The 24,711-nt window shown below is 37.1% G+C and carries 25 protein-coding genes; 6 read left to right on the forward strand and 19 right to left on the reverse strand.

What is annotated here, in order from left to right; all coding sequences use genetic code 11:
• The first annotated feature begins 1 nt into the window (after position 1).
• The gene (locus ABMA78_RS04260) at positions 2-850 is read left to right on the forward strand and encodes a class II glutamine amidotransferase (protein WP_392857371.1); all 849 of its coding nucleotides are present in this window, start codon (positions 2-4) and stop codon (positions 848-850) included.
• On the opposite strand, the gene ABMA78_RS04265 is transcribed toward ABMA78_RS04260, so the two are convergent.
• Positions 843-2,273 (reverse strand): hypothetical protein, encoded by a 1,431-nt coding sequence (locus ABMA78_RS04265; protein WP_392857374.1) that lies wholly within the window; start codon positions 2,271-2,273, stop codon positions 843-845. The two genes, ABMA78_RS04260 and ABMA78_RS04265, sit on opposite strands and share 8 nt — an antisense overlap.
• A complete protein-coding gene (locus ABMA78_RS04270) occupies positions 2,270-3,178 on the reverse strand; it encodes a YihY/virulence factor BrkB family protein (protein ID WP_392857376.1) in 909 nt (302 codons plus the stop codon). The genes ABMA78_RS04265 and ABMA78_RS04270 overlap by 4 nt, the downstream gene beginning before the upstream one ends.
• 246 nt (positions 3,179-3,424) lie before the next feature.
• Between ABMA78_RS04270 and ABMA78_RS04275 the strand changes: the two genes are divergently transcribed.
• Complete coding sequence (locus ABMA78_RS04275; RefSeq protein WP_392857379.1) at positions 3,425-3,853, forward strand: hypothetical protein; 429 nt, start codon at positions 3,425-3,427, stop codon at positions 3,851-3,853.
• Between the two features lie 23 nt (positions 3,854-3,876).
• On the opposite strand, the gene ABMA78_RS04280 is transcribed toward ABMA78_RS04275, so the two are convergent.
• Entirely contained in the window at positions 3,877-4,521 is a 645-nt protein-coding gene (locus tag ABMA78_RS04280; RefSeq protein WP_392857381.1) for a hypothetical protein, read from the reverse strand.
• Positions 4,522-4,684: 163 nt separating this feature from the next.
• On the opposite strand from ABMA78_RS04280, the gene ABMA78_RS04285 reads away from it, so the two are divergent.
• Positions 4,685-5,431, forward strand: coding sequence for a hypothetical protein (locus ABMA78_RS04285; RefSeq protein ID WP_392857382.1), 747 nt, complete (start codon positions 4,685-4,687; stop codon positions 5,429-5,431).
• 27 nt (positions 5,432-5,458) lie between these two features.
• On the opposite strand, the gene ABMA78_RS04290 is transcribed toward ABMA78_RS04285, so the two are convergent.
• From ABMA78_RS04290 to ABMA78_RS04305, 4 genes are all read right to left on the reverse strand, one after another.
• Entirely contained in the window at positions 5,459-7,378 is a 1,920-nt protein-coding gene (locus ABMA78_RS04290) for a serine/threonine protein kinase (RefSeq protein WP_392857384.1), read from the reverse strand.
• A 61-nt stretch (positions 7,379-7,439) separates the two neighbouring features.
• Positions 7,440-7,961 carry a hypothetical protein gene (locus ABMA78_RS04295; protein ID WP_392857386.1) on the reverse strand — a complete coding sequence of 174 codons (522 nt, stop codon included), beginning with the start codon at positions 7,959-7,961 and terminating at the stop codon, positions 7,440-7,442.
• Positions 7,951-8,679, reverse strand: coding sequence for an alpha/beta hydrolase (locus ABMA78_RS04300; RefSeq protein ID WP_392857387.1), 729 nt, complete (start codon positions 8,677-8,679; stop codon positions 7,951-7,953). Before ABMA78_RS04300 ends, ABMA78_RS04295 begins: the two co-directional genes overlap by 11 nt.
• A gap of 6 nt (positions 8,680-8,685) precedes the next feature.
• Positions 8,686-9,477 (reverse strand): GYF domain-containing protein, encoded by a 792-nt coding sequence (locus tag ABMA78_RS04305; protein ID WP_392857390.1) that lies wholly within the window; start codon positions 9,475-9,477, stop codon positions 8,686-8,688.
• Positions 9,478-9,641: 164 nt separating this feature from the next.
• Here ABMA78_RS04305 and ABMA78_RS04310 point away from each other — a divergent pair, with 164 nt between their 5' ends.
• Positions 9,642-11,252, forward strand: a complete 1,611-nt coding sequence (locus tag ABMA78_RS04310; RefSeq protein WP_392857392.1) for a hypothetical protein — start codon at positions 9,642-9,644, stop codon at positions 11,250-11,252.
• Here the strand turns inward: ABMA78_RS04310 and ABMA78_RS04315 are convergent.
• Both ABMA78_RS04315 and ABMA78_RS04320 read right to left on the reverse strand, forming a co-directional pair.
• A complete protein-coding gene (locus tag ABMA78_RS04315) occupies positions 11,249-12,313 on the reverse strand; it encodes a Crp/Fnr family transcriptional regulator (protein ID WP_392857395.1) in 1,065 nt (354 codons plus the stop codon). The two genes, ABMA78_RS04310 and ABMA78_RS04315, sit on opposite strands and share 4 nt — an antisense overlap.
• 44 nt (positions 12,314-12,357) lie before the next feature.
• A complete protein-coding gene (locus ABMA78_RS04320; RefSeq protein WP_392857397.1) occupies positions 12,358-13,524 on the reverse strand; it encodes a thiolase family protein in 1,167 nt (388 codons plus the stop codon).
• 119 nt (positions 13,525-13,643) lie between these two features.
• On the opposite strand from ABMA78_RS04320, the gene ABMA78_RS04325 reads away from it, so the two are divergent.
• Together ABMA78_RS04325 and ABMA78_RS04330 are read left to right on the forward strand one after the other, a co-directional pair.
• On the forward strand, positions 13,644-14,078 hold the full coding sequence (locus ABMA78_RS04325; RefSeq protein WP_392857398.1) for a hypothetical protein: 435 nt from the start codon (positions 13,644-13,646) through the stop codon (positions 14,076-14,078).
• Positions 14,079-14,172: 94 nt separating this feature from the next.
• A complete protein-coding gene (locus ABMA78_RS04330; protein ID WP_392857399.1) occupies positions 14,173-14,514 on the forward strand; it encodes a hypothetical protein in 342 nt (113 codons plus the stop codon).
• Positions 14,515-14,551: 37 nt separating this feature from the next.
• Here ABMA78_RS04330 and aspA read toward each other — a convergent pair whose 3' ends face one another.
• The 10 genes from aspA to fliG all read right to left on the reverse strand — a co-directional run bounded on the left by aspA (position 14,552) and on the right by fliG (position 24,683).
• Positions 14,552-15,970, reverse strand: a complete 1,419-nt coding sequence (gene aspA / locus ABMA78_RS04335; RefSeq protein WP_392857401.1) for an aspartate ammonia-lyase — start codon at positions 15,968-15,970, stop codon at positions 14,552-14,554.
• A gap of 90 nt (positions 15,971-16,060) precedes the next feature.
• A complete protein-coding gene (locus ABMA78_RS04340; RefSeq protein WP_392857403.1) occupies positions 16,061-17,341 on the reverse strand; it encodes a flagellar hook protein FlgE in 1,281 nt (426 codons plus the stop codon).
• A gap of 132 nt (positions 17,342-17,473) precedes the next feature.
• Positions 17,474-17,941: a TIGR02530 family flagellar biosynthesis protein gene (locus ABMA78_RS04345; RefSeq protein ID WP_392857404.1), complete on the reverse strand. Its 468-nt coding sequence runs from the start codon at positions 17,939-17,941 to the stop codon at positions 17,474-17,476.
• A 10-nt stretch (positions 17,942-17,951) separates the two neighbouring features.
• Positions 17,952-18,815 (reverse strand): flagellar hook assembly protein FlgD, encoded by an 864-nt coding sequence (locus tag ABMA78_RS04350; protein WP_392857405.1) that lies wholly within the window; start codon positions 18,813-18,815, stop codon positions 17,952-17,954.
• Entirely contained in the window at positions 18,815-20,371 is a 1,557-nt protein-coding gene (locus tag ABMA78_RS04355) for a hypothetical protein (RefSeq protein WP_392857407.1), read from the reverse strand. The genes ABMA78_RS04350 and ABMA78_RS04355 overlap by 1 nt, the downstream gene beginning before the upstream one ends.
• Before the next feature lie 80 nt (positions 20,372-20,451).
• The gene (locus tag ABMA78_RS04360; RefSeq protein WP_392857410.1) at positions 20,452-20,985 is read right to left on the reverse strand and encodes a hypothetical protein; all 534 of its coding nucleotides are present in this window, start codon (positions 20,983-20,985) and stop codon (positions 20,452-20,454) included.
• Between the two features lies 1 nt (position 20,986).
• Complete coding sequence (locus tag ABMA78_RS04365) at positions 20,987-21,445, reverse strand: flagellar FliJ family protein (RefSeq protein ID WP_392857411.1); 459 nt, start codon at positions 21,443-21,445, stop codon at positions 20,987-20,989.
• Positions 21,446-21,450: 5 nt separating this feature from the next.
• The gene (locus tag ABMA78_RS04370; RefSeq protein WP_392857413.1) at positions 21,451-22,821 is read right to left on the reverse strand and encodes a FliI/YscN family ATPase; all 1,371 of its coding nucleotides are present in this window, start codon (positions 22,819-22,821) and stop codon (positions 21,451-21,453) included.
• A complete protein-coding gene (locus tag ABMA78_RS04375; protein ID WP_392857414.1) occupies positions 22,808-23,623 on the reverse strand; it encodes a FliH/SctL family protein in 816 nt (271 codons plus the stop codon). Before ABMA78_RS04375 ends, ABMA78_RS04370 begins: the two co-directional genes overlap by 14 nt.
• Before the next feature lie 28 nt (positions 23,624-23,651).
• Positions 23,652-24,683, reverse strand: a complete 1,032-nt coding sequence (gene fliG / locus ABMA78_RS04380; protein ID WP_021266524.1) for a flagellar motor switch protein FliG — start codon at positions 24,681-24,683, stop codon at positions 23,652-23,654.
• Positions 24,684-24,711: the final 28 nt, after the last annotated feature.

Raw genomic sequence — 24,711 nt, forward strand, 5'->3', positions numbered from 1 at the left:
TATGTGTCGATTATTTGGATTTAGATCAGTTATATTAAGTCAAGTTCACCAAAGCCTTGTTCAAGCAGACAATGCCCTTGAGGTTCAAAGCCGAGAGCACCCACATGGTTGGGGTGTTGCCTATTATGTGAGAAACTCTCCCCATATCATTAAATCGACTTGTGCAGCCCTTGAGGATAAGATCTTTAAAAAAGTATCAGGTGTTGTCTCATCGCAAACTGTCCTTGGGCATATCCGTAAAGCGACGGTTGGGGAAACAAATATCCTAAACACTCACCCATTTCAGTATGGCCATTGGACTTTTGCACACAATGGAAATATTAAAAACTTTGATGAATGTCGTGATAAGATCCTAGAGCATATCCCTGAATATTTTCAGAAATTTATTCTAGGAACAACTGACAGTGAAGTTCTCTTCTACTTTCTCCTTTCAAAGATCTCAAAAGAGATCAATTTAAGTGAAGAAGAAATTGATATCGAATTTGTCACAAATATTATCAACAGTGCGATTAATGAGCTCATTGAAATTATTGGAGATCTCAACTTTGATCCCAAAGCACCACCAACAGATAATTTTATTTCATTTATCCTAACAAATGGGAACCTAATGCTGGCCTTTAATGGCGGTAAAAAGCTCTTTTATTCAACTTACAAGAATAAATGTCTCGATCGCGATACTTGTAGTAGCTTCTCTCCAGAGTGTGAGGCGCCAACACAAACAGGATTCGTCAATCACCTGATCTTTTCAAGTGAGCCACTATCGGGAGATAATATCTGGATTGATCTAAAACCAATGGAGATCATGGGAGTTGATTTTAAGATGAGATTATTTAATAAGAATCTTAAATAGCTCGATAGAACTTACCTGAGTTTAGATACTCATGGTAATCATCCATTTTATAGACTTTCATTTTACAGATTGAATAATCATAAATAACAGATTGAAGCATTTGTGGGTTTAGACGAGATGAAGCAAACGCTTCCCACAATGCCTTATACTCATTTCCGTCAATAGTTTCATCGGCAAAAAGGATATGACAAATGGCCAAGTATTTTAGCTTTGAGTCCTCCTTCTTTATCCCTTTAAAAACTCTTTCAATATAGTTCTTATTTAAGAAACCATTTATTTTTTCAAGATCATAGCGATCGTTTAGAACGAGGTTGATGATCAGAAGAATCTCCTCCTCAACAACTTTTCCAGATAAGATCTCATCAATACCTTCAACGATCTCTTTTTTTCGTCCAGATTTAATAAAGTCCGCAAATGTTGTTAACCTATTCTCATCTAACCTTAGAAAGTGTTTGGCAAATGTTAAAAATAACATATTGGCCATATCATAGAGCGGCTTTTGATCATGCCACACTTTACGAATGAATGAACGATTCTTCTTAAAGACAGTTGGGACTTGAATTAAGACACTGAATAACCAAAAGACTTGCTCAATATTATTAACAATAAAATTTTCATCGTAGTGTTCAAAGAACCACTTCTCTTCTTTTTCCGTTAACTCGTGATCTGCAAGTAGGACAATGAGAGAGATAAATGGTGAAACAACTTCCCAGCTGTCATCATGAAACTCTCCAAGGTGCATCTTCTTAACAACTGATTTCACAGCTGCAATTTCTTTCTTATTTACCTCTCCATCAGATTTCACGGCCTCCACAACCTCACTTCTCATTTTTAGAATTTCTTCCTTTGAGTAAGCGTTTACGGCCAAGACATTTTTTATATCAAATGAATGGATCGGAACCTTCGGCATATGTCCGCTAATGTGACGTAAGATCTTTCTTAAGCTTTCAAACTCGGCTTGATCGAGAATACCGTCATTTGAATATGAGATCATTAATGAAAACAAAAGCGCATTAGAATAATCTCTTAGGCCCGCTTGATTAAAATATTGAGTGCGATAAAAGCTATCTCTAATATATTCAAGATCAGACTCTTCGATCTCTAGATGTTCATAGGCTTCACGTAAAATATGAGGTGCCTTCTTATTTCTTATCTTAGTGCTAAAGATATCAAATAGACGAAAGAAGACCTGCTTCTTTTCTTCATAGCTAAACTTAGCATTCATATACTTAAATGAACTCTTCCAACGATTAAAAAATGATTGATCATTATCGATATCGCTAATAAGTTTTTCTACTTGATTATATGAACTAAAAGACCATGAGTAGAAATAAGCAAAGAAGTTCTTACGAAGTACCTTATCAATATGTAAGTCTTCACATATCTCATGGCACATCAATAGGATGACATCTTCTTTAATCAACGCTTACCTCTTTTCTTTCCGTTGAAAATCTTTATCTTCGGAACATACGTATAACAGGCCCCTAAATAAAAGGAACATATAATATAATAAACCCAAATCATCGCCACGAGTAGGTTATAAAAACTTCCGTAATCACTAACTAAATCATCTTTAAAATACTTAAGATAAACCCAATAAGTCGACTTCCCAATGAAGAAGCACATAACGAAGACACATGCTCCACAAAGAGCATCTTTATAACTTACCTTGATTTGCGCTGAAACCTTATAGACAAGAGCAAAGGTTGTGATGGTAAAAGGTAGTAAAAGTAATTCGATAAGGTAATAGAGTTCATTAGAATGATTGGTTATATTTGATAATAGGCCAACGATGACATTCTTTTCCATAAGAAAAGACACCACTAGAAAAAAGAGAGCTAAAACGATGCCAAAAATAGCAGACCTAAGATCGTCTTGAATCATCCCACCGTCGATATCGACTTTTGAAAGAGTGTTAATTCCAAAAATAAATGAGGTGCTAATTCCTAGACAGGCAAAGAACCAGAGTCCTAGTTGGTGCCAATCGACAAATGAGCCCTTCACCTGCTCTTCAACCAAATGCTTAATTGCATTTAAAACAGACGTATCGATTTGTGGAAAATTAGAGAAGATCATAGAGATAATATGTTCTTTGGCCGTATCACTATCACCTAAGTAAGCACCAATAATAGAAATTAAGATCATGATGGCCGGGCCAAAACTTAAGATGGTAAAGAACGTTGTCGCCCCAGCAAGAACCTCGCCCTTTCTCTTCTTAAATAAGAAAATAGAAGCAATTAAGCGAAGTACGAATGTCTTACAAAATTCAAGAAAGTCTTTTTCAATTTTGTCAGGATCGAGCCTAACGGCGTTCATATACTTTTTCATTTTCTATTCAGGTACGAATACCCGACTCCCCATCTCTACTTTTCATCGATTCCTATATATATTCATCGGTTATAAATCCCTGAATTTTAGTCTGTTCATTCTTTTTTTTAGCGCAATTTTAAGTACCTATGAAAATCAGCCGATAAGTAAGATTAGCTGATGGTCAAAGATTACCATCTCAAACTGCCTTTAAAATGGTGGTAAAATACTAAGGTGGCCATCGCCACTTCTAGGATGGAGAAAATAATGGGTAAGTTAGTAATCGCAATTTCATTAATGTATTTATCGTCACAATTTTCTTTTGCAAGAAAGCCAGCGGTAGAAGATACATACTCTTCTTCAATTGAAGAATATAAAGAAGTTGAACCTTCAAAAGCTAAGGGTTACGATTTTTCTCCAACAAGGAAGCCTTCGACAGCAAAGACTGAAAGAGTCCATAGCCCAGAACTTTTAAAAGTAGAAAGCTATACAGAAAGTAATGCTTCAGAAAGTCTACTCTACCTTTTCTTTATTCTTCTTCCTATTGCTGTTAGTGCCTATACATTCTTTAGAGCGAATAAAGACTCTTACGCAAATAGTTTAAAACGTGAAGAGTCAACTGATCACTCTAATGTAACTCACCTATCAGATAAGAGAAGCTCTAAAGAATCTGATGAAGTTAAGAAAGCTTCATAAGAATCATTCCAAAGATTTCAATTTTATTTTTTATATGTTTGAGACCACTTACTCCCATTAATATGGGAGTAAGCTTTATAGACTGAACCACTAGAGATAACGACATCCAGTTGTCCATCTTTGTTAACATCCATGAAGTTTACGAGATGTGCTCGTTTATAAAGGCCATAATTATCTTTATTCTCTTGCCAGATTTGGCCAAAATTATGAATTTTAATATTATCTAGCTGACCATCTTCAACAACAATTCCCCATAAATTAGATGAGCCATAAGTATTGATATAATTAGTGCTGCCGTTGAATTGATAAAAGAGTGTTGCTGTCTTATTATCAGCAATCTTTCTTTTTTTGATTCGATAGAGATGAGAGTTAAATCCTGAGATTGGAAATTTATAACTAAAGATAAGTCGCTTCTGTACGTCATAGATCTGAAGAGTTGGTATTCCATCAACAATTGATGTCCCAATATACTCTCTTACGATATCCCCATTAATATCAACTTGATATAAGGCCGAATCTTTCTTGTAATGTACCTTCTCTTTTTTCTGCTCAACTTCCTTAGTCCCTTGAGTATAGAAATCATCGAGAAGCCAAGCATCCTGAGCAATACTATTTGTTGAAAATAATAAGATCGGGCAAAGGCCAATCATCCACTTTAATGACAACATATGTTAATTATAACATTGAGTTCAAATATCCACAGCACTATGCTCTTTTATTCCCCTATTTAACCAAAAACAGCTACAAACCTTGTTCCTGCGGGCATACAGCATTGACGTATGCTCGACTAATTCGATAATATTTTGCAATAGGACACACAGAGGGGACATAATGCAACGCCAGATTGGTTTTATTAAAAATCAGAATCAAATTATTATCAGAGATCTAAACAGCACGACTAAGAGCAAAATTGCTGATGTATCAGAAGTGTCTGAAGAGAACTTTGACTGTATTTTCTATTCTCCTGAATTATTAGAAGAAGAGAGCGTCCACAACTTTCTAAAGAAAGAATCAAAATATACTCCCCTTCATGAACTCGGTACGTTCTTTGAAAACTCTGAACAATTTGAAGCGGAGTCAAATGAGAAGCTTGAACAAGTATTTAATAAGATCTCAAGTAATTGGATCCTTCAAAATAATATCGTTCTCTTAGAAGAACTTTTTGAAGTTGTTGATCACCTTAAAGCTTTATGGCCAAATGATAGAACTGCTTTCTTTGAAGAGCTATGGCATATCTTTAAAATCAACCTTGGTGCTAACAAGTTAAAGCTTATTTATAATGATATTGAAGACGTTTCAAAAAATAGCGACAAGAAAGCATTAGTTCACATCACGATCGATGGTGACAAGAAGCCAAATCCTGTCAAAGGTAAAGATTTTGAAGCAAAGCTTATGAAACACTTTGAAGAAGAATTCGTGAATGCTTTCCAAATAGTCGAGTATAACGAAGATAAGGGTGAGCTAACAATTTGCGGAAATATTCTAAAAAGCCCTTTTATTATCATGGCAAATATCGGCCAAATTACAAAGCTTCAAGAGTCAGTTCTTGCAACACTAATCAAAGCATTATCAAGATAAAAAAAAGGCCCGTTTAACGGGCCTTTTTTATAATAATTTACAAAGATCAACAACTTTAGAATTCTGAATCTCAAAGCTCACCTTGTGTGGCACAGAGCTCTTTGAGTCTTTAATGACGACTTCATACTCTTTTGGAACACTATCACCTTGCGAGTTCATACCTGTCGCAAAAGGAATTCCCGGAACAAAGCGAATTGGTAATTTTTCTTCTCTTTGCTCTCCAAATAATTCAAAGCTAATCGATCCACGGATACATGCAGAGCTTGTCTGTAGGTAACCATAATATGCCTTGGCCATCGACTCAACTTGAATATTGCGAGACTCGCCTTCCTGAACAGAAATATCTTGTGCAATAAAGTGCTCACGTCCTGTCTTTTCAACTCGAATTGTCAGTAGTTCATTTGCACGAACTTTTAATCGGTTTAGAACATCAACACTTTGTTCAACACCATTGATATATAACTTATCTTTATTTCTACTGAAGTTTTTAAGCGTAATCGTTCCATTTTGATTACTTGTTGGAGCGCGCTTAGTTTTCGCTTTTTCACCTGGCGCCTCTACAACCTCTGTCGGAGCTGACGACGAGTCTTTTAAGAATGGAATATGATCCTTAGCGAAGTAAACTCCTGCTGCAATCGCTGCAATAGAAGCAACATGAATGAAGTAATTCTTCTTCTTTGTTTCAACTTTCTTCTTTTTCTTTATACGCTTAATTTTTGTACTCGCACTTGTTTTATTAGAACGAATATCAATCTTATTAATCTTTGTTTTTGCCGATCTTGATGCCATATCAAGCTTAGGTATTGAACCTTCAACTTGGATATCTGTTTGTTCATCAATATCAAGCTCAAAAAGGGCCTCTTTCTCTTTTCTCTTCTTAGCATCAGAAGATTGAGTTGCATCAACGCTAGCATTTGAAGTAGGCTTGCCTTCTGTTTCATTCTTATAGTCTCTAATATATGGGCCTAGTTCAATTTGACCAAACTCATACATTCTTTCGCGATCTACTTTAATCTCGTCTTTAAATAGTTCTTTCGCGAAGTACGAAAGATCTGAAGAGTTAAAGTCTGGATACGTTGAGTATAGGAACTTATTAAGAGCGCGAGCAAACTCTTCAAGGGATTGATAGCGCTTATTACGATCTTTATGAAGTGCTTTTAAAATGATCTTATCAAGTTCTTTTGGAACCATTGGATTGATTGAAGAAGGAACTGGAATTTTACATTCCTGAATCTTCTTTAAAACAGCTAGATCATTTGAAGCTTTAAATAATTTTCTTGAGCACAGCATTTCCCAAAGAGTAATTGCCGTTGCAAATAAGTCATAACGTGGATCAAGGTCTAATCCATCTAAGTATTCAGGAGCAAGGTAAGATAACTTCCCTTTGATTGTTCCCGCTTGAGTCGCTTCAGAGTTTGTTTCAGACTTTGCAATACCAAAGTCAATAACCTTAACAGAGCCATCAAAAGTTAACATGATATTGTGAGGTGAAATATCACGGTGAATGATATTAGCAGGCTTCCCTGTCAGCTTGTCTGTAAATGTGTGAGCATAGTGAAGACCTTGAGCGGCCTGAATCGTAATGAAAGACGAAATTTCTACTGGAAAAACATAATTATGTTCCTTCAGTTTATCGATATATTGTTTTAGGTTTCTCCCATCACAATATTCCATTGCAACGAAAAGCTGGCCATTATGAAAACCATAGTCATAGGTCTGAACAATATTTGGATGTAGTAAACCAAAGGTCGTTTTAATTTCATCCATAAACATTGTCTGAAATGCTTCATCAGATGAGAATTGTGGTTGAACCATTTTAATGGCAACAATTTTATCGGCCTGCTCCCCCAGAAAGCGCGCTCGACAAATCTTGGCCATACCACCATCAACTAAGTGATCTAGAATAAGGTATCGACCAAATCTTTCAAATTTCTTTTCTTCACTCATTACTAAAGCTCCTCGCATTTTTATCGGAGCTTTTAAGTTCAAACTTTAGATAAGTTTTTGACTAAAAATGCAGAGTTCTCGTTCTGAAATTAGGAAATTTGATCTCTAAATCACCGATATCAGATGTCGCACAGAGTGTTTTACTCTTGTATAAAGACAAAAAGAATTTATTGAAGTCAGGATGATTAGCAATGGCCAAATCAAAGTCATTTGTTACGACTGGCTGAAGCTCTTTCGATAAAACTTGATTATAAAACATTGCATGTGAAATTCGGTCAGAGTCTAAACTAAATGTAATGGAAACATAGACCGCTTTACACTCTTTTAGACGTCTTGATTCACTTTCAGAAAACCACTGCCAAAATGGAGAGCTTGGTTCCATTTTTGTTAAGAAAACATCATACATAAGATTTAGTTCTGAGTACCAAGATAGACGTTGAAATGTTAGTGCTTCATTCCAAGGCTTAGCGCCAGCAGTACCACCCTTGATAATTGATTCACCACTTTTGACAAAGTTCTTTGTCATATTTCCGCATGAAGTTAATAAAAACAGGGCAAAAAGAGCTAAAATTTTAGTTTTCATGTATCCAATTATAAGTTTCTTTGAAAATAATGTCTTGTTTTTTTATGGTCTTTACAGAATTAAACTCTGGGATCTCTATTTCATCTCTAAACTCACTCATAATCGTCTCAAAGATAATACTATCCTTATTACTACTAAAGATTAAGTTTCTACATTCCATGAAATAGACGTCTAATTGAACTTTTTTCAAGATTTGGTTAAGAACGATTAAGGTTCTCTTTGTAACAAAGTTATTAGCTGTTAAATCATTACTCTGCTTTGATAACTTAATATGAGAACGTGACAGAAAGTTTGGTTGCCAAGGTATTTTGGAAATCAATTCATTTTTAAGATTCTTATTAAACTCTGTGCGAATCTTTGGATTTAAAAAGATATTACCTTTTACATTATCGAATAAAGTAGAAAAAAGTAATGATATCAATGCCCCCTGATTAACGGACAAAGTATAGACCTCATCGCCTTGAGCAAGTTTACTATGGTGATAAAGTTCATTTAAAAAGTTCTTAACTTGATTGATACTTTCAAAGTGTCCACGTGTCCCAGAGCTTAGTCCATGGCCAAGATAATCAAAGGAAACAACATTAACTCCTTCTTCGACAAGCAAAGGAATCAAACTATCATAGGTATAGTGGCCACCACCAATATCATGAAAAAGAATGAGGGTTTTAGCACCCTCTTTATCACAGCGATACTCACGAATATAGATCGAAGTATCCATCTGAGATTAACCGATATAGCTTTTGATCGAGCTTTCTGCTTCATCAGATAAATTAACAAAGCGTAGAGCAAAACCTTGGTTTTCATTTAAGTGACGAACCACAAGTCCAGAAGCAATAAAGTGGTAATCAGTATTTTCAGGGTGAACATTTAACGTTACTTCATCCCCTACATTGAATGGAAAGTTTGAAACAAGAACTTGCATTCCACCAATTGAGATATCGCGACAAACACCTTCAAATACTTGTTGAGAATCATGGAAGAACATACGTGCCACAAATGGCTTGCGTTGATTAAGTCTTCTTTCATCGTCAGTAATTAAAGGAGGAACAGAGCCCATGACTCTTTTTGCGATTGGAGTTTCTGCAAGGAAAACCCATTCATTCTCACCTGGAATATAAGCGAGAGTTTTTTCATTGATACGATTTTGTTGATAGGCCTTTTGTAAATCAATCACACTAAATGGGCCATACTCTACTTCATCTGTACCGCGATCAAGTCCAATTTTTATGGTAATGATTTTTTCATCATCTTTGATATCGTCCCATGAATAGAGAACAACATGCTGATCATCAATAACAGGAGGCATATCAAGCTCAGGAGGTAGCTCATCGACTACTCTTTTATTTAACAAGTGTCCTAGCTCAGTGGCCTCAGAAATTAACTTCCAATTATCAAAACCCTTTGTCCAAACATAGCTATCAGGTGTGAGCTTCCCCTTTCCAAATAGAACTTCAACCTCTTCCAATTCGACAGGTCCTACTCTTTCACCTTTTTCAACGTAATACCATTGTGCCATATTCTTCTCCGTTTGCTTTGACCTTCCTATTTTAACCTGTTGATATCATTAACAAAATTAATGAAAAATATTGCCCCTAAGAAGCATCAAATGGGAATAATACTTTAGTAAAAAAGGCCGAATTATATTTAAGTTTTATTTTTTCTTAACCGAAGAGTTAATTGATGAAAAAGATCTTAATCGTTTTGACATTATTATTTATGGCCTCATGTGCGAAAGAAGAATTTGCGACTCGCAAGAATTCAGACTCATTTGGGACAGATCCTACTCAAACAGTTAACAGTGAAATGTGTTCTAGATTTACCTATATTAGGCCACCTGTTGATCTTCTCTTTGTATGGGATAATTCAAAAAGTACGAGCTTTATTAGCAACCAAACGAAGACTGCATTAAATAATGTTGTTAATGATATTGCGGATCGATTCGACTACCAAGTTCTTATGGCGCCACTTATCGGTTCGGGCAATAGTGAAACCTACTTCTTTTCTCGTGAAGGAATTAGTCCTTCAGGGGTGACGACAGTTTCTCGCTATGCCGCTTCAAATGTTATCTCAAATTTCAGTCCGGGATCAGGGACTCGTGAAGGTGGACTGTCACGAATTAATGAGTTGGTAAAACTTAATCAATTAAATGGTGCTCTTAGAAAGAATGCCCATACAATTATTGTCATCATGTCTAACGAAGATGATAACTCTTGGAACACAACAGGAACAAATTTATCAAATAATCACGCACTCGCTGTTAAGTATCGTAAGGCCATGGCCCACGACCTTCTTTGTATGCGTGGTAATTATAATGGAGCGCTATACTCTCAGTCTCTTTACTCGAGTTTTGACAAGCAAATGCTAGGAACAACTCGCAATACAGCGGCAACTTTTAATGAGTCATGTAGTAATGTCGGAAGCTATGAGCTTAACTCATCAATGCTAAGACTTATCTCACTTGCACCATCTGTTGACCCAGAGTCTTATAGCTGTCCACAGATCTCTAAAGGTGAGAAGAACTTTAATTATCATGGTGCTAGTGACCTGATCTATAATCAGCCTTATGAAAACTTAAGTGGAAGTAATCCATATCCATTCCCACGTTCTAATAATTCATACAATGGCTTTGGTTACAACGATAATGTCGATGTTTGTACTCAAAAAACAAGCTTCAATAATGTTTTTGACCATGTCTATAACTCAATTCAAGATGCAATCTTACACCATAAGTATAACTACTGGAAAGTTGCTGAACCAGGAGCTCGTATTGATACGAACTCTCTTATTATTACAAAGTATGTAAGAGGGAGCTCTCAAGCTGGAACACCAATTCTTGAAGGTACAAGTAATGGCTATACATATATTGGAGAGAGAGGAAATTTTGCGACGAGATACTCTCCTTCAGTTGGAGAGGAGCATTCTGGTCACTTCATTCGTCTTAATGGGAATGCCATTGTGGAACATCCAGAATGTTTAGTTGTCAGTTACCAAACACCACAAAACTTCTATGGATATGTGAAGCTTAATAGTAAGCCTGTTGAAAGCTCGATTACACTTAAGATTAATGGCCAGACTATTAATAAGAGTTCAACGAATGGTTGGCAGTTAATGAAGTCAGGATCAAATCCTGCTTACTACTCTAACTTCAATATTAAGATTACAAGTCCGACAGATGACACACCAGCAATTCCAGTCATGAATGAGACAGGATATTTCCTAAAACTTTTTGGAAATGCTGTTTACAGTGATGGAGCAAACGTTGAAGTAAACTTCTATCCAACAGGAAATTAATAACTATTGCCGGCCTTTTCTTCATTGATACGTTGCCAAGCAACTTGAAAGATTAGGCCCGGTAGAGTTTTAATTAACTTATCGATATCTACCATATTCGTCATATTACCTTTATCATCCACAAAAATATCTTCCACAATTCCAGTAAGGATAGCGGGACGAATATCTTCAGGACTGACAATGGCCTCACCTTCTTTTAGCTCAGCTATAATTGCAGTTAAGTCGGCAGATGCTTTTCCTTTAGTAATACCTTTAGCAAGGAGTTGATTCTTCATTCGAGAAAGAATGAGATTACATTTCTTTGATGTTTTTGTTTTCTTATCATCTGTTTTTATTTTTTCTGCATTAACAAAAGCAACAATACTTCGAAGATTTTCTAAGTTAGGAATCTTAACAAGTTTTGGTTGTCCATCCTTATCATCTTCCATGCTAATTAAGCCTTCTCTTTTTAGAAGTTCAATCATCTCTTCAAACTTGATTTCTGAAACACCAAAAATATCGAATAAGTAATAACGAATAGAGCTGATATGAATGCGGTGGGCACCGTCCTCACCTTTTTGAGCGTGTACTTTTGATGAAAGATAAATTCCTGCAAGAATTCTTAGTACATCAGTTGTATGAAAGAAAACATACTCACCAACTTTACCATCTTTACCAAAACCAACAGAGTTGGTCTCAAGTGCTTTTACACGATCATTCGTCTTCCTCAAGCGTTCAGCAAGAGTATTAACGATTGTTTTAAACCACGGATTAAGTCCCTGCATCGTCTTATCGAACGCAGAAAATGTGACACGAACAACATCTGTAGGAACAATGGCCGCAGCAGAACAACTTCTTCTTGAACCTTTATTATCAAAATAGGCCATCTCACCAATTACTTCACCGGCGCGAAGAATAGCGATTTCAACAAAGCCCTGCCCTTTTGGGATATAGAGTCTAATTTGTCCTTTTTGAATAATATAGAGAGAATCTGCTGGATCGTTTTGGTTGAAAAGAACTTCACCCGCCTTGAAACGTACGATACCAGATTTATGTTGTTTTTGTGTTTGAGCTTGGGCCATCCATAGTCCTACTTAAAAAGCAGGACTACGAAAGTCCTGCTTATTTATTTAATTTTTTCTAATATCAATGATAACGCTTCACCGCCACCGATGCAAATAGAGGCCAAACCGTACTTTGCATTTTGGTTTTTCATGGCAGTCATAAGAGTTACAACAATACGAGTCCCTGAAGTTCCGATTGGGTGACCAAGAGATACACCTGAACCGTAGATATTAAGTTTTGCGTGATCAATTCCCATCTCTTCCATTGCGGCCATTGGCACAGCTGCGAAAGCTTCGTTGATTTCAAAAACATCAATATCTGAAAGTTTTAGTCCAGTTTTCTCTAAGTTCTTTTTCATTGCTTCGATTGGAGCAGTCGTAAACCAAGTTGGCGCTTGAGCGTGTGATGCCCAACCAACGATTTTAAAATCTGCTTGGTCTTTATACTCTTCACCAGCAAGAACAACAGCAGCTGCTCCATCATTAATTGTTGAAGCGTTAGCAGCAGTGATTGTTCCATCTTTTTTGAAAGCTGGTCTTAGACCTGGAATCTTATCAAATTTTGCTTTGAATGGTCCTTCGTCTTCAGAAACAACAGTGTCACCTTTACGGCCTTTGATTGTTACTGGAGCAATTTCATCTTTAAAGATCCCTGCTTCAATTGCAGCTTGAGCTCTTTTAAAAGACTCAATTGAGTATGCATCTTGTGCTTCACGAGTAAGGTTATATTTTTCAGTACACTCTTCTGCACAATTTCCCATTGCTTGGTCAGAGTAAACATCCCATAGTCCATCCCATTGCATAGCATCTTTAACTTCTGCTGCACCAAATTTTGCAACACCAGTTCTAGAATTCATTAGTAAGTGTGGAGCTTGTGACATATTTTCCATACCACCAGCAACAACAACTTGGTTGTCTCCTGTCATAATTGACTGAGCACCAGAGATGATTGTTTTCATTCCTGATCCACAAACTTTATTAATTGTTGTACATGGAGTTGCTTCACTTAGACCTGCAAAAATCGCAGCTTGGCGAGCTGGAGCTTGTCCAACACCGGCCTGAACAACGTTACCCATAAATACTTCATCAACTTTATCTTTAGCGATTCCTGCTTTTTCAACAGCAGCTTCGATTGCAGTTGCACCTAAACGAGTTGCTCCAACTTGAGAAAGTGAGCTTAGAAAACTTCCACTTGGTGTTCTTGCACCTGATAAAATATAAACGCTCATTATTTACTCCTTTTATTTAGTCTTAATTAAAGTCCAGATATATTGACACACAAACGGTGGCTTGTTAATTATCTTCTACTTCTATATAGATTTTCACAGCGTTAAAAAGGATATTGCGAATGCTTTCAAGAACAAACGGGCCATTTTTAATTGATCTTCCAAACGAGTGGGCAGATTCGGTACTTGAACTTCTTCAAGATACATATCGCAACGAGTTATTTGACGCAAATAAAGTGTTCGAGATCTATGGAAGACTCTATAAAGGTGAAGTTCTTGTTATGGCCTCTCTTGTTGATACATCAAACGATGCAGCCGCAGCAACAACTTACTTCGCATCAATGGACCTTGAAGAAAATGGGGACCACACAAAGCTTCTTGAAGGCCTAGTAGACTCAATCGGTGCTTTCTTCGATCAATTCTTTGCAGACGAAAACTGGGACGACTACCAGGACATGTGGAAGGAAGAAACTTTCAAGGGAACAACTCTATACTGCAAAGTGACAAGAGAGAATGTTGGCCTCACAATCCAGGCCGATAGACTTCTCAATCAATAACACACAGCACCCACAGCTTAACTCACGTTAACTTGCCAGAGCCACTTATCTCTAATAGCATTTTTATATAAATATTCATTAGAGAGGGATTTTTATGAAGAAGCTACTTTGTTTAGCGCTGCTACTTTTTCTAACTCAAAAGATTTGGGCACAAGAAGAAAGACACCGCACAGTGGAAGGTCAAATTAACTGGGGACCTTTTGTTAATTGTGAGATCTACAATAACTCACATCGACGTATGACAGTTCTTGATTATCAATACACGATTACATACACAAATGGATTTCAAAGAACTTTTAATTACCTTTGCCAGCATGGCTGCAACGTAAGAAGTTTTGATTTCACAAGGTTCTCAGGGCCAACGAATCATCCAAATATCATGGCCGCAACTTGCCGTGCCCATGTTTTTAAAGAAAGAAGAAATCGTCGTCATTAAAATAACGAAAAAGAAAGCCTCCATAATGGAGGCTTTTTTATTTATATAATTTTGCTCTGTACTTAGGCTTAATTAAGTTTTCAACAGATAAGACTTCATCAAGCTCTTCTTCAGATAGTAGCTTCTTCTCAAGAACTAACTCACGAATCGACTTTCCAGTTTTAACCGCTTCCTTTCCAATAACATCACCCATATGGTGACCAATAAATGGATTTAAATACGTAATGATCCCAACTGAGTTAAGAACCATATTTGTCGTATGTTCTTCATTGGCAGTAATCCCCTCGATACATTTCTCTTTTAACGTCGTGGCCGCATGGCTTAGAAGATCAACTGATTCAAAAAGAGACTGAGCAATTACTGGCTCCATTACATTTAGCTGAAGTTGTCCGGCTTCAGCTGCCATCGTTATTGTCATATCATTTCCAATGACCTTGAAACAAACTTGATTAACAACTTCAGGAATAACTGGATTTACCTTTGCTGGCATAATTGAAGAACCGGCCTGAAGCTCAGGAAGATTGATTTCATTTAAACCACAACGAGGTCCAGAAGATAGAAGTCTTAGGTCATTACAAATTTTTGAAAGCTTAACGGCTGTTCTTTTAAGTGAGCCCGAAATCATGACATAAGCTCCACAATCTGAAGTCGCTTCAATAAGGTTTTCAGATTTTACGAAATTTCCATCTGTAAATTCGGAAAGAAAACCAATGGCCAAGTCAGAATAACGATCGTGAGCATTGAGTCCTGTACCAATTGCAGTTGCTCCCAGATTAACTTCAAGAACTAAGTCACGACAACGAGATAGTGATCTTACCTCTTCTCGAAGGTTAACCGCCCATGAGTGAAATTCATCACCTAGAGACATTGGAACAGCATCTTGAAGTTGTGTTCGTCCCATCTTTAGAACCTTTTCAAATTCAATACCTTTCTTTTCAAAGCTATCTGAAAGTCCTTGGATGCGCTCAATTACTTTAGTCATATAAAAGTAAACTGCGACACGAAAACCTGTTGGGTAAGCATCATTAGTTGATTGTGACTTATTGACGTGATCATTTGGATTTAGAACGCCATATTCACCACGCTTATGTCCATTCATCTCAAGTGCTACGTTAGCAATAACTTCATTAGTATTCATATTTACTGAAGTACCTGCTCCCCCTTGAAAGACATCAGTTGGGAAATATTTAAGATAATTATCTAAGTTGGCAAGGATCTCATCACAAGCGGCAATAATCATGTCGCACTTATCATCTTCCATTGTACCAATTTCTTTATTAGCAGCGGCCGCAGCCTTCTTAGTAAGTACCATTCCCTTAACAAAGTTAGGATAGTCCCCAATTTTAGCATTTGATATTTGAAAATTATTTAGGGCCCTTTGAGTGTGAATCCCGTAGAGCATTTCGTTATTTATTTCTAATTGTCCTAGTAAATCTTCTTCGATTCGATTCTTCATATAAATCTCCTATAGGAGTATTTAAACACAAGAACATAAAAAAGGCCCTCAAAAGAGGGCCTTCAAAAGCATAGGAGTATGAGTTATTTATTAACCCTTAATTCTGAAAATCTCTTGCATCATTTTATCTGCTGTAGAGATCGTCTTAGCATTAGCTTGGAAGTTTCTTTGAGACGTCATTAGATTAACGAACTCACTTGCGATATCAACGTTTGAAAGCTCGATCGATTTAGAAAGAACTTGTCCACGTCCCGCTTCACCTGGTTTCCCCATTGCTGGTTGACCAGAGTTTTTAGATTCTTTGAAAAGGTTTTTCCCCATTTTGAAAAGACCTTCGTTATTATCGAATTTTGCAATAGCGATTTGAGCGATATCTCTTGTCTCACCATTGTCATATACTGCTGTAAGGATACCATCATCATTGAATGATAGAGATCCAAGAGTTGCGGCAGAAGCACCATCTTGAGTGTGTCTAGCAACTGCAGAACCTGAACCATACTGAGTTGAAGCATCAGTACCATCTCCACCTTCAGAGATTGATTCACCCCAAGAGAACTCAATTTTTTGACCTTGTTGTGCACCTTTATTGAAGTTGAAAGAGTTTGAAGACTCGATCTCTTCTTGAAGTTGACCCTTATCGTTGAAGACAAGTTGACCTTGTGCCATTTCAACCATCTTACCAGCTTCACCACCTTGAGCATCAGCACCATCGGCCATGATTCTATAAGTCCAGTTATTATCAGCTGTTTTGTTATAGTATGCAGTTACAAGACGAGCCGTACCTACGTTGTCATATACTGTAATTGAAGAAGAAAAGTTTGAAGTTTCTTCTGGATTATTTGGATCGAATTGTTTTACAGAAACTCTTGAGTCAAGGTTCATTGAAAGCTTAACTTTTTCAGTTGCTTGAGCTGGAATTGTCGTGTTCCCTAGCTTAATTTCACCTTCTTTATTAGTAAGTGTTCCATCTTCATTTGATTTGAAACCAATTACTTTATATCCGTCACCGTTAACAAGCTCACCGTCTTTGTTAAAGTGCATTGAACCATCTCTCGAATATCCATTTCCGAATGGAGCTTTTACTTTGAAGAAACCATCACCTTGAATTGCAAGGTCAGTGATTGATTCAGTTCTTGCAACATCACCTTGAGTCATGATCGGCTTAATGTGAGCTAGTTTTGTACCAGCACCGAATTGATCCCCACCTTCGATCCCTTTTAGAGAGACTGCAAGTACATCTTGGAATTCTGCTCTTGAAGCTTTAAAACCGTTAGTTCCAGCATTTGAAATGTTATCTGAAACAACGTTCATTCCCGCTCCTGAAGCGCTTAAACCAGATACACCAATGTTAAATGATCGTAAAATACTCATTCGTCCCTCCTAGACTAAAACCAAATCTAAATTTTTAGATCTAAAAACGACTAAATGGAATAAGGATTTTAAAAGGTGTGTTTACAACGACAGGCAAACACAAAGCTTCCGTTAGGACCAGCTAATTAAATCTTAAACCAATACAGTCGAATCAATTTTTGTAAAAACGTTACTCTCTATACTTCCCTTATCTATGGCCGTAACCACCTTCTTGGCCGGCACGTCCACGATATAGGCTGCTTTATCTGTAATCACTAAAGAATCTCTTCCCCCCTTACTTTGAAGTTTCTGGAAAGCATCCTTTAGCTTAAAAAATTCATTACTATCAATATCAATATTTCTCTCTTGCAGCCTCTTCGCCGCATGAGTCGAAAGTTGAATTCCGTGTTCTCTTTGAGTTTGCGCTAACTGATCTAAGTGATGCGCTTTATTGATCTTCTCATTCGAGATCTGATCATTCAGAAGATTCTTAAATTCTGACTGAGCAGCTTCATTACCACCACTAACGTTACCAAGACGATTACGAAGATCAACTTTCTTCGAACCAGGAACCTGGCTTACATTTGGAATATGAAAATTTGAAATATCTTTAGTTCCCATTTATTTCCAATTATTGGTTAGCGGAATTGTTAATATTATTATAGTTTTGAGCCGCCCTCTTTTGCAATGCGGCAATATTTTTATCGTTCATTTCTGAACCACCATTAGAAGCTTGTTTGAAGCTATCAACGTCACGAAGAAAAACTTTTTTTCCATTTTCTAGTGTGAAAATTGTTTCTCCATTATCAAAATCAACAGCGTTAACAACACCTGTCGACTTTGTTTCACCCTTAAATTTATTCATGTCCTTATCAAAGGCCCAAACCTCAAGAGTGTAATCACCTTTTGCAGCTCTGGTATTATCAAGTTGACGTCCATTCCAAGTAAGAGTGTGTTGTCCTCTTCCTAGGTTTTCAGCTTCAACCTTACCAATTAGTTGGCGATTTTTATCATAGATATTAACCATAACATTCTTAGCTTCTTTATCTAAGAAGAATGGAACATCTTTTCTGAAAGATTGACCATCATAAGTAACTGATGAACCTTTCGTTAAAATTTCTTTTCCTAAGAAACTTGCACCAAAAAACTTTAATTCTTGTGGGTCATTCTTCCCCATATTTTCAAGTTTTTGATTCATATTTGTCATCTGCTCTAATTGAGAAAATTGAGCTAGATCTGCAGAAAGTTGCTTTTGATCCATTGGCTTCATTGGATCTTGATGTGTAAGTTGGTGAGAAAGAAGTTTTAGGAAACCTTCTTGTCCCATTTTATTATGATCTTTAGCATCAACGAATTTTTGATCAGCGATATTATTACCAGCAATACGGTTTAGTTCTTCACCAACTGAACCTTTTCCATTCCCCTTCGTCTGGCGAGGGGCCATACCGATTTGTGAAAATGAATTTCTCTGTTGTGGTTTTCCGATTCCTGGCATTATGCACCTATGCGTTCGCTATATTCTTGCCATCTTCTTTGACGGCCCTCTCTTGCATCTTGAAAACTATCAAATGCAAAAGAATCTTCATTATCTAATTGTCTCGCATAATCAGAATCATTTCCAGTCATTTTTGAAGTGGAGATTTTGTCCGATTGTCTTTCACTATTACGCTTTTCATTTTTGAAGCTCTCAGACTGAGATGCCGTATCACTCATTTGACCAGATGTTGCCGTATGAATTTTAAAGTCAGCAACTCTAACACCTTTCATATCAAGGTTCTTTAATAACTTAACTTCGTTTTCTTTAAAGAACTCTTTTGCTTCAATCGTTGTCGCTTCGATATTTAGTGCGATCATACCATTAGCATCTTTATTGGCAGTAACATTAAAATGTCCTAGCTCATTATGCTTAACTAGTACTTGTAAAGACTTACCGTTTTCAATACGATTCATCTCAATATAGTTAGTTACTTCTTTGATCATTTGATCTGCATTAGATACATTTGAAAGATCGAGAACTTCTGGAGCTTTGCCTAAATTGATTTCTGCTTTGAAGTCATTTGTTGCATTAGTATTTCCAAGAGCACCAATTAAATTATTTTGAACTTGCGGAGCTCTTCTATCGCCTTTTGTCGCAATATCAGATGAGAAGTCCTCAACTTTTGGTTCACTCTTCATACGAATAATTGAGTTATTCTTATGAGATGCTTCCTTGGCAAACTTATTCATATGAAGACTATTTGAAGTTTTCATATCATTTGCAACTTGGTTATTTAAAACTTGGCGATTTGCCAAGAAGTCTGCACCACTTGCAAGATTTTTATTATTTGTAGCAACTGACTTCTTACCTTTAAACAGGTTTGTCGAGGCCATTCTTAAAAGATTATTATCCTTCGTCCCCTCAACAGTTTTTTCAGGTGTCGCCTGTGCTGAATCAATAATAGCTTGAGTATTCTTTCCTAAAAGAGCATTTGTCTTAACACCCTCTGCAGCAAGTTTTGGAGCTTGTTTACTCTCAAAAGTTGACTCAAGTTTAGAATTAGCAAGCGATGTCTTCGCTTTTTGTAATTCAACAATATTCTTAGTCCCAAGAATATTATCAATATCACTATGCTTACCTACTGGAGTTTTTTCTGCTGAACTTAGAGTTGATATTAAAGAAGTCGGCGCTGTGTGCTTGGCCATGGCCTTTGCCATCTTTGGACTATGTGATTCTTTAATAAGGGTATTTGTATTTGCTTTTCCCTCTTTAAGAAGATCTCTAACTTCTTGATGAGAGATCTTTTCGTTAACTGGGTTTTTAAGGTTTTGCTTATCTTGCTTAAGTAACTTTGAATTTGACTTTGACAATAATCCCTCGGCCACATTCGTAGTCTGAAGTGATTTTTGTCCTTTGGACTCCCCACCTAGAAGTAGTTTACTAAACTCTTCCTTTTGTCCTTTTGAAAGCTTCTTATTGGCATGACTTGTAAGTAGGTTATCAACAGAGCTAGCTTTGGCCTGCTCTTTTGTCCCCTTTGCTTTTAAGTTATGTCCAATTAAGTTTTTAAGCATTACTCTTTGTCCCTTTCTTTAACGCCTTGCAATATCTTTACATAAATTTACAAAAAAATTAACCATGGAAAAGTTTACCTCTACTTCTTCATCGTCATATATTGCTTTTGTAAGCGTGCTGAGATCTCTTTATCCATCATATTAAAGATCTTTGAAACCTTTACTGGATCGAGCTCTCCAAGAATCTTAATCGAGATTGATGGGTCCTGTTGAGATAATAAGTTTGCTGCTGTTTGTGGCCTCATATTGGAAACGACGTCAACCATATGAATGACGCGTTTTTGTTCATCAGAGTCTTTCTTATCAAGACATGATAGAAAATTCGTTTGATAGGCCTTAAATTCTTTAATTCGCCCCTCAAGTTCCTGTTGGTTAACAACAACTTGTTCTTGTTGATTCTTTAAGGCCTTTTCACGAGTGGCCAGCTCCTCTTCTTTTTTAAGAAGTTCTTTTGAGAACTCAATCAACTTTGAGCGGCCTACTTTCTTCATCTTCTTTTCAAGGGCCACTTCAAGTGCCTTATCAAATTCTTCTTGCGAATAAATCTTCTTCTCTTCTGCTGTGGCAGTTAGTGAAGATGATAATATTAATACTAAAAGAAATAACCTTTTCATTTTAAGCTTCCCCGGCCAATTTTCGAGCATGCCTCTTTGCCATCATTAATTCATCAATAGCTTCCTGGCGCTTCTTTTCAATGACCCTATTTTGTTCTGTTTCAAATTCATTTTTTAAATTATCAATTACTTTCACTTCACCTTTAGCAACAGAAAGTTCTTTGACCTTCTCTTGATATTGTCTCTCAACTGCATGTAATTGATTTTCTAAGACCTTAATTTCGTCTCTTTTAGATTGAATAAACATTGGAAAGAATTGAGCATTTCTTCCTGACGTATATGTATCAAAGAAGGCTTCTTGTGCCTTATATGTTTCTTCAATATCTTGGTGACACTTGGCAATTGCTTCGTTCAAACGGCCTTTTTCGATATTAATCTGCCCGAGTTCAAGTTTCACTTTTTGTTCTTTGAACTCTCTTAACTTTAATAGGCCTTGTAGTTTAAACTTTTCTCTACGCAATTATATTACTCCTCATATGAGTTATATGCTTCTTCTGCATACTTTGCGAGGCCAACCATTGAATCATATAGTTCATCAATCGTTTGGTAATGGTCCTCACCTTGCATTTGCTTTAATAAGTCGTTTAGTTGATCGATAATGATCATGGCCTTATCAACCTTAGGGTTCGAACCTTTAGAGTAAGCACCGACATTAATAAGATCTTCGTTATCACGATAAGCAGACATAAGATCACGCATATGTCCTGCAACAACTCGATGTTCGCTAGAAACAACTTTATTCATTACCCTCGATAGTGATTGTAGAACATCAATCGCAGGGAATTGGTTCTTTGAAGCAAGAGCACGAGATAAAATAATGTGTCCATCACTAATCCCCCTTACGGCATCAGCAATCGGCTCATCCATATCTCCCCCTTCAACAAGAACAGTATAAATACCTGTAATGGAACCAGCGTCAGCCTTTGTTCCCGCGCGCTCCATTAATTTTGGAAGCTGTGCAAATACAGTTGGTGTATAACCTTTTTGGCCTGGAGGATCTCCAGCACTTAATGAGATCTCACGAGATGCCATGGCAAAACGTGTAATTGAATCCATCATTAAGAGTACATCATTATTCTGATCTCTAAAGTATTCAGCAAATGTTGTGGCCACATAAGCGGCCTTCATACGAATAAGGGCGGAAGTATCGGAAGTTGCAACCACAACTATTGATTTCTTTAAACCTTCCTCACCAAGGTCGTGTTCAATAAATTCACGAACCTCACGTCCACGCTCTCCAATTAGAGCAATAATATTAACGTCAGCAGATGACTTCTGTGCAACCATCCCAAGCGTTACAGACTTACCAACACCAGAACCGGCCATAATAGCAAGACGCTGTCCCTTTCCTGCTGTCATAAAGGCATTAATAGCATTAACACCAGTATCAAGCATTTCACAAATCGGTGGACGCTCTAGTGGGTTGATTGGTTCTCCAAAGATTGATCGAACTTCATTTGATCTTTTAATTGGCCCCTTGCCATCAATTGGATTTCCTTGGAAATCGATAACACGTCCAAGGTATTGCTCACCAACATTGACTTTTGTGACAAGCTCTTTTAGAAATACTTTTGTTTCTGAATTGATTCCCGCTATCTCTGAATAAGGCATTGTTAAACACTTTGGCCCATCAATAGCAACAACTTCACCTAGACAACGATCACCAAACTCCGTTAAGAATTCAACATTAGAACCAATAACTGCGCGAGAAAGGTTTACTTCATAAAGCATCCCTTTTGAGGCACATACCTTCCCTACTTTTTGGTAAGGAGTGGCGTATTCATATGCCTTATGAATTGCTTCTAGATCTAATGTAGAGAAATTATTGTGATTCATCCGAGTCGTCCTCTGAACTTGCTAATCCTACTGCTTCAAATAACTTATCAAGACTATCGAGTTGCGTCTTTAAGCTACCATTGACAATACCGTTTTGAGATTCAACGACAATACCTGGTGCTTCTATATCATAGTCAATTTCAACACGAGTGTTAGTAAGTTCCCCAAGTTTACCTTGAACAACTTCTAAGACTTCAGGCATTTGTTCAAAATGCTTCTCATTGACACGAATTAGAAGGTTTTCTTTTGTTTGCGCTTCCACAATAAGCTTTTCAAGAAGACGAATAATATATTCACCATCATCTTTAAGCTCTTTAAGAACAATCCATTTTGCAATTGTTCTAAGCAGTGTATATGTTTGCATTTTTTGAGCAGAAAGAAGTCCTACTTGAGTACTTAAAACTTCTGAAACCATATCGTTTAAAAGAAGTATCTTCTCTTCCGCAGCTCCAGCAAGCTCAACCTTTACTTCTTCTCTTCCCTGCTCGCGTCCTAACTCAAGTCCTTCACGGTATGCATCTTCTTTGATTGCTTCAATTTGACGTGCAACCTCTTCATGGACAGCTTGAGTAAAGTCGCTCTCTTCTTGTGCACGTACACCTCTGTGTTCGTGTACGATAGGGTTTAGATCAAAACCAGTATCTTTGGCCATTTCTCTTTCAACGCGAATAATCTTCTGCTTCTCTTCAATTTCACGAATCGACATACCTTCGAAATCTTGAAACTCAAATTCCTCAACACTAGAGTTAAGTGGTTTTTGAGAGAAAGAGTGAAATTCATATTCTTTTACATCACGAGTCATACTACGGCCATCAACCTATTATTAAATATTAAACAAGGGCATCGCCATCTCCACCACGAGAGATAAACGCCTTACCTTGTTGTTCAAGTTCTTTACACTTATGCACAATTTCAGCTTGAGCTTTTTCAACATCAGAAAGTTTTGTTGGCCCAAGAGCATCAAGGTCTTCCTGTAGAAGAGTTGCTGCACGATTTGACATATTTCTAAATAGCTTCGCTTTAATCTCTTCAGGTGCTGTCTTAAGAGCAATAACAAGCTTCTGTTGATCAACTTCCTTAAGAAGTGCCTGGATACCACGATCATCAACATAAACAAGGTCTTCGAAAACGAACATAAGCTTACGAATTTCTTCTGCAAGTTCAGGATCTTTTTCCTCAACTCGCCCCATAATATTCTTCTCAGAATTCTTATCCATAAGGTTAAGCATATCTGCGATTGGCTCAACACCACCAAGTTGGTTTGTATCGATAGTTCCAAGAGTTGAAAGCTCAGTCTTAAGAACATCATCAAGTTGCGCGATAAGCTCAGGAGATACGAAGTCAAGGTTTGCTACCCTTAGAACAACTTCGGCCTGAAGACCTTCCGGAAGACGTCTAAGAACATCAACCTTACGCTCTGCTGATAAGTGCGCAATGATAAGCGCGATTGTTTGAGGGTGCTCGTTAATTAGGAAGTTTGCAAGTGTTCTGGTATCAACTAGCTCCAGTGACTCTAGTGTCTGGTTGGCACCAACATCAATAATTTGACCAAGAAGTTGCTTAGCTCGATCTTCCCCTAGAGCGTTTACAATAAAGTCTCTTGATGAGTTATCAGAGAAAAGTAGATCATTTTCTTCGTTAAGTTCAGAATAGAATTCTTCAAGAACACGCTTGATCATCCAAATTGGCGCTTTCTTAACATTAGACATCGCATTGATAAGACGCTTTACGTCGTTATCGCGCATATGTGCGAATATAAGTTGTGTCGTACTCACACCAAGAGAACTAAGCAGAAGTGCTGCTTTGTCTTGTCCTGATAGTAGCGAGTATTCTACATCTGGGTCTAATGATTGATCGGCCACTTTTCTCTCCTCTTCCTTAAAGGGCTCT

Source organism: Halobacteriovorax sp. RZ-2 (assembly GCF_043196685.1).
In the GTDB taxonomy this organism is placed as follows: domain Bacteria; phylum Bdellovibrionota; class Bacteriovoracia; order Bacteriovoracales; family Bacteriovoracaceae; genus Halobacteriovorax_A.

What these genes read in the sequence shown, in the direction of transcription:
- ABMA78_RS04280 (WP_392857381.1), bottom strand. Translation starts at nt 4,521, where the DNA reads ATGTTGTCATTAAAGTGGATGATTGGCCTTTGCCCGATCTTATTATTT.
- ABMA78_RS04300 (WP_392857387.1), bottom strand. Translation starts at nt 8,679, where the DNA reads ATGGATACTTCGATCTATATTCGTGAGTATCGCTGTGATAAAGAGGGT.
- ABMA78_RS04290 (WP_392857384.1), bottom strand. Translation starts at nt 7,378, where the DNA reads ATGAGTGAAGAAAAGAAATTTGAAAGATTTGGTCGATACCTTATTCTA.
- ABMA78_RS04315 (WP_392857395.1), bottom strand. Translation starts at nt 12,313, where the DNA reads ATGGCCCAAGCTCAAACACAAAAACAACATAAATCTGGTATCGTACGT.
- ABMA78_RS04310 (WP_392857392.1), top strand. Translation starts at nt 9,642, where the DNA reads ATGAAAAAGATCTTAATCGTTTTGACATTATTATTTATGGCCTCATGT.
- ABMA78_RS04275 (WP_392857379.1), top strand. Translation starts at nt 3,425, where the DNA reads ATGGGTAAGTTAGTAATCGCAATTTCATTAATGTATTTATCGTCACAA.
- ABMA78_RS04355 (WP_392857407.1), bottom strand. Translation starts at nt 20,371, where the DNA reads ATGCTTAAAAACTTAATTGGACATAACTTAAAAGCAAAGGGGACAAAA.
- ABMA78_RS04320 (WP_392857397.1), bottom strand. Translation starts at nt 13,524, where the DNA reads ATGAGCGTTTATATTTTATCAGGTGCAAGAACACCAAGTGGAAGTTTT.
- ABMA78_RS04270 (WP_392857376.1), bottom strand. Translation starts at nt 3,178, where the DNA reads ATGAAAAAGTATATGAACGCCGTTAGGCTCGATCCTGACAAAATTGAA.
- ABMA78_RS04285 (WP_392857382.1), top strand. Translation starts at nt 4,685, where the DNA reads ATGCAACGCCAGATTGGTTTTATTAAAAATCAGAATCAAATTATTATC.
- ABMA78_RS04340 (WP_392857403.1), bottom strand. Translation starts at nt 17,341, where the DNA reads ATGAGTATTTTACGATCATTTAACATTGGTGTATCTGGTTTAAGCGCT.
- ABMA78_RS04375 (WP_392857414.1), bottom strand. Translation starts at nt 23,623, where the DNA reads ATGACTCGTGATGTAAAAGAATATGAATTTCACTCTTTCTCTCAAAAA.
- ABMA78_RS04260 (WP_392857371.1), top strand. Translation starts at nt 2, where the DNA reads ATGTGTCGATTATTTGGATTTAGATCAGTTATATTAAGTCAAGTTCAC.
- ABMA78_RS04325 (WP_392857398.1), top strand. Translation starts at nt 13,644, where the DNA reads ATGCTTTCAAGAACAAACGGGCCATTTTTAATTGATCTTCCAAACGAG.
- ABMA78_RS04295 (WP_392857386.1), bottom strand. Translation starts at nt 7,961, where the DNA reads ATGAAAACTAAAATTTTAGCTCTTTTTGCCCTGTTTTTATTAACTTCA.
- ABMA78_RS04330 (WP_392857399.1), top strand. Translation starts at nt 14,173, where the DNA reads ATGAAGAAGCTACTTTGTTTAGCGCTGCTACTTTTTCTAACTCAAAAG.
- ABMA78_RS04345 (WP_392857404.1), bottom strand. Translation starts at nt 17,941, where the DNA reads ATGGGAACTAAAGATATTTCAAATTTTCATATTCCAAATGTAAGCCAG.
- ABMA78_RS04305 (WP_392857390.1), bottom strand. Translation starts at nt 9,477, where the DNA reads ATGGCACAATGGTATTACGTTGAAAAAGGTGAAAGAGTAGGACCTGTC.
- ABMA78_RS04350 (WP_392857405.1), bottom strand. Translation starts at nt 18,815, where the DNA reads ATGCCAGGAATCGGAAAACCACAACAGAGAAATTCATTTTCACAAATC.
- ABMA78_RS04370 (WP_392857413.1), bottom strand. Translation starts at nt 22,821, where the DNA reads ATGAATCACAATAATTTCTCTACATTAGATCTAGAAGCAATTCATAAG.
- aspA (WP_392857401.1), bottom strand. Translation starts at nt 15,970, where the DNA reads ATGAAGAATCGAATCGAAGAAGATTTACTAGGACAATTAGAAATAAAT.
- ABMA78_RS04360 (WP_392857410.1), bottom strand. Translation starts at nt 20,985, where the DNA reads ATGAAAAGGTTATTTCTTTTAGTATTAATATTATCATCTTCACTAACT.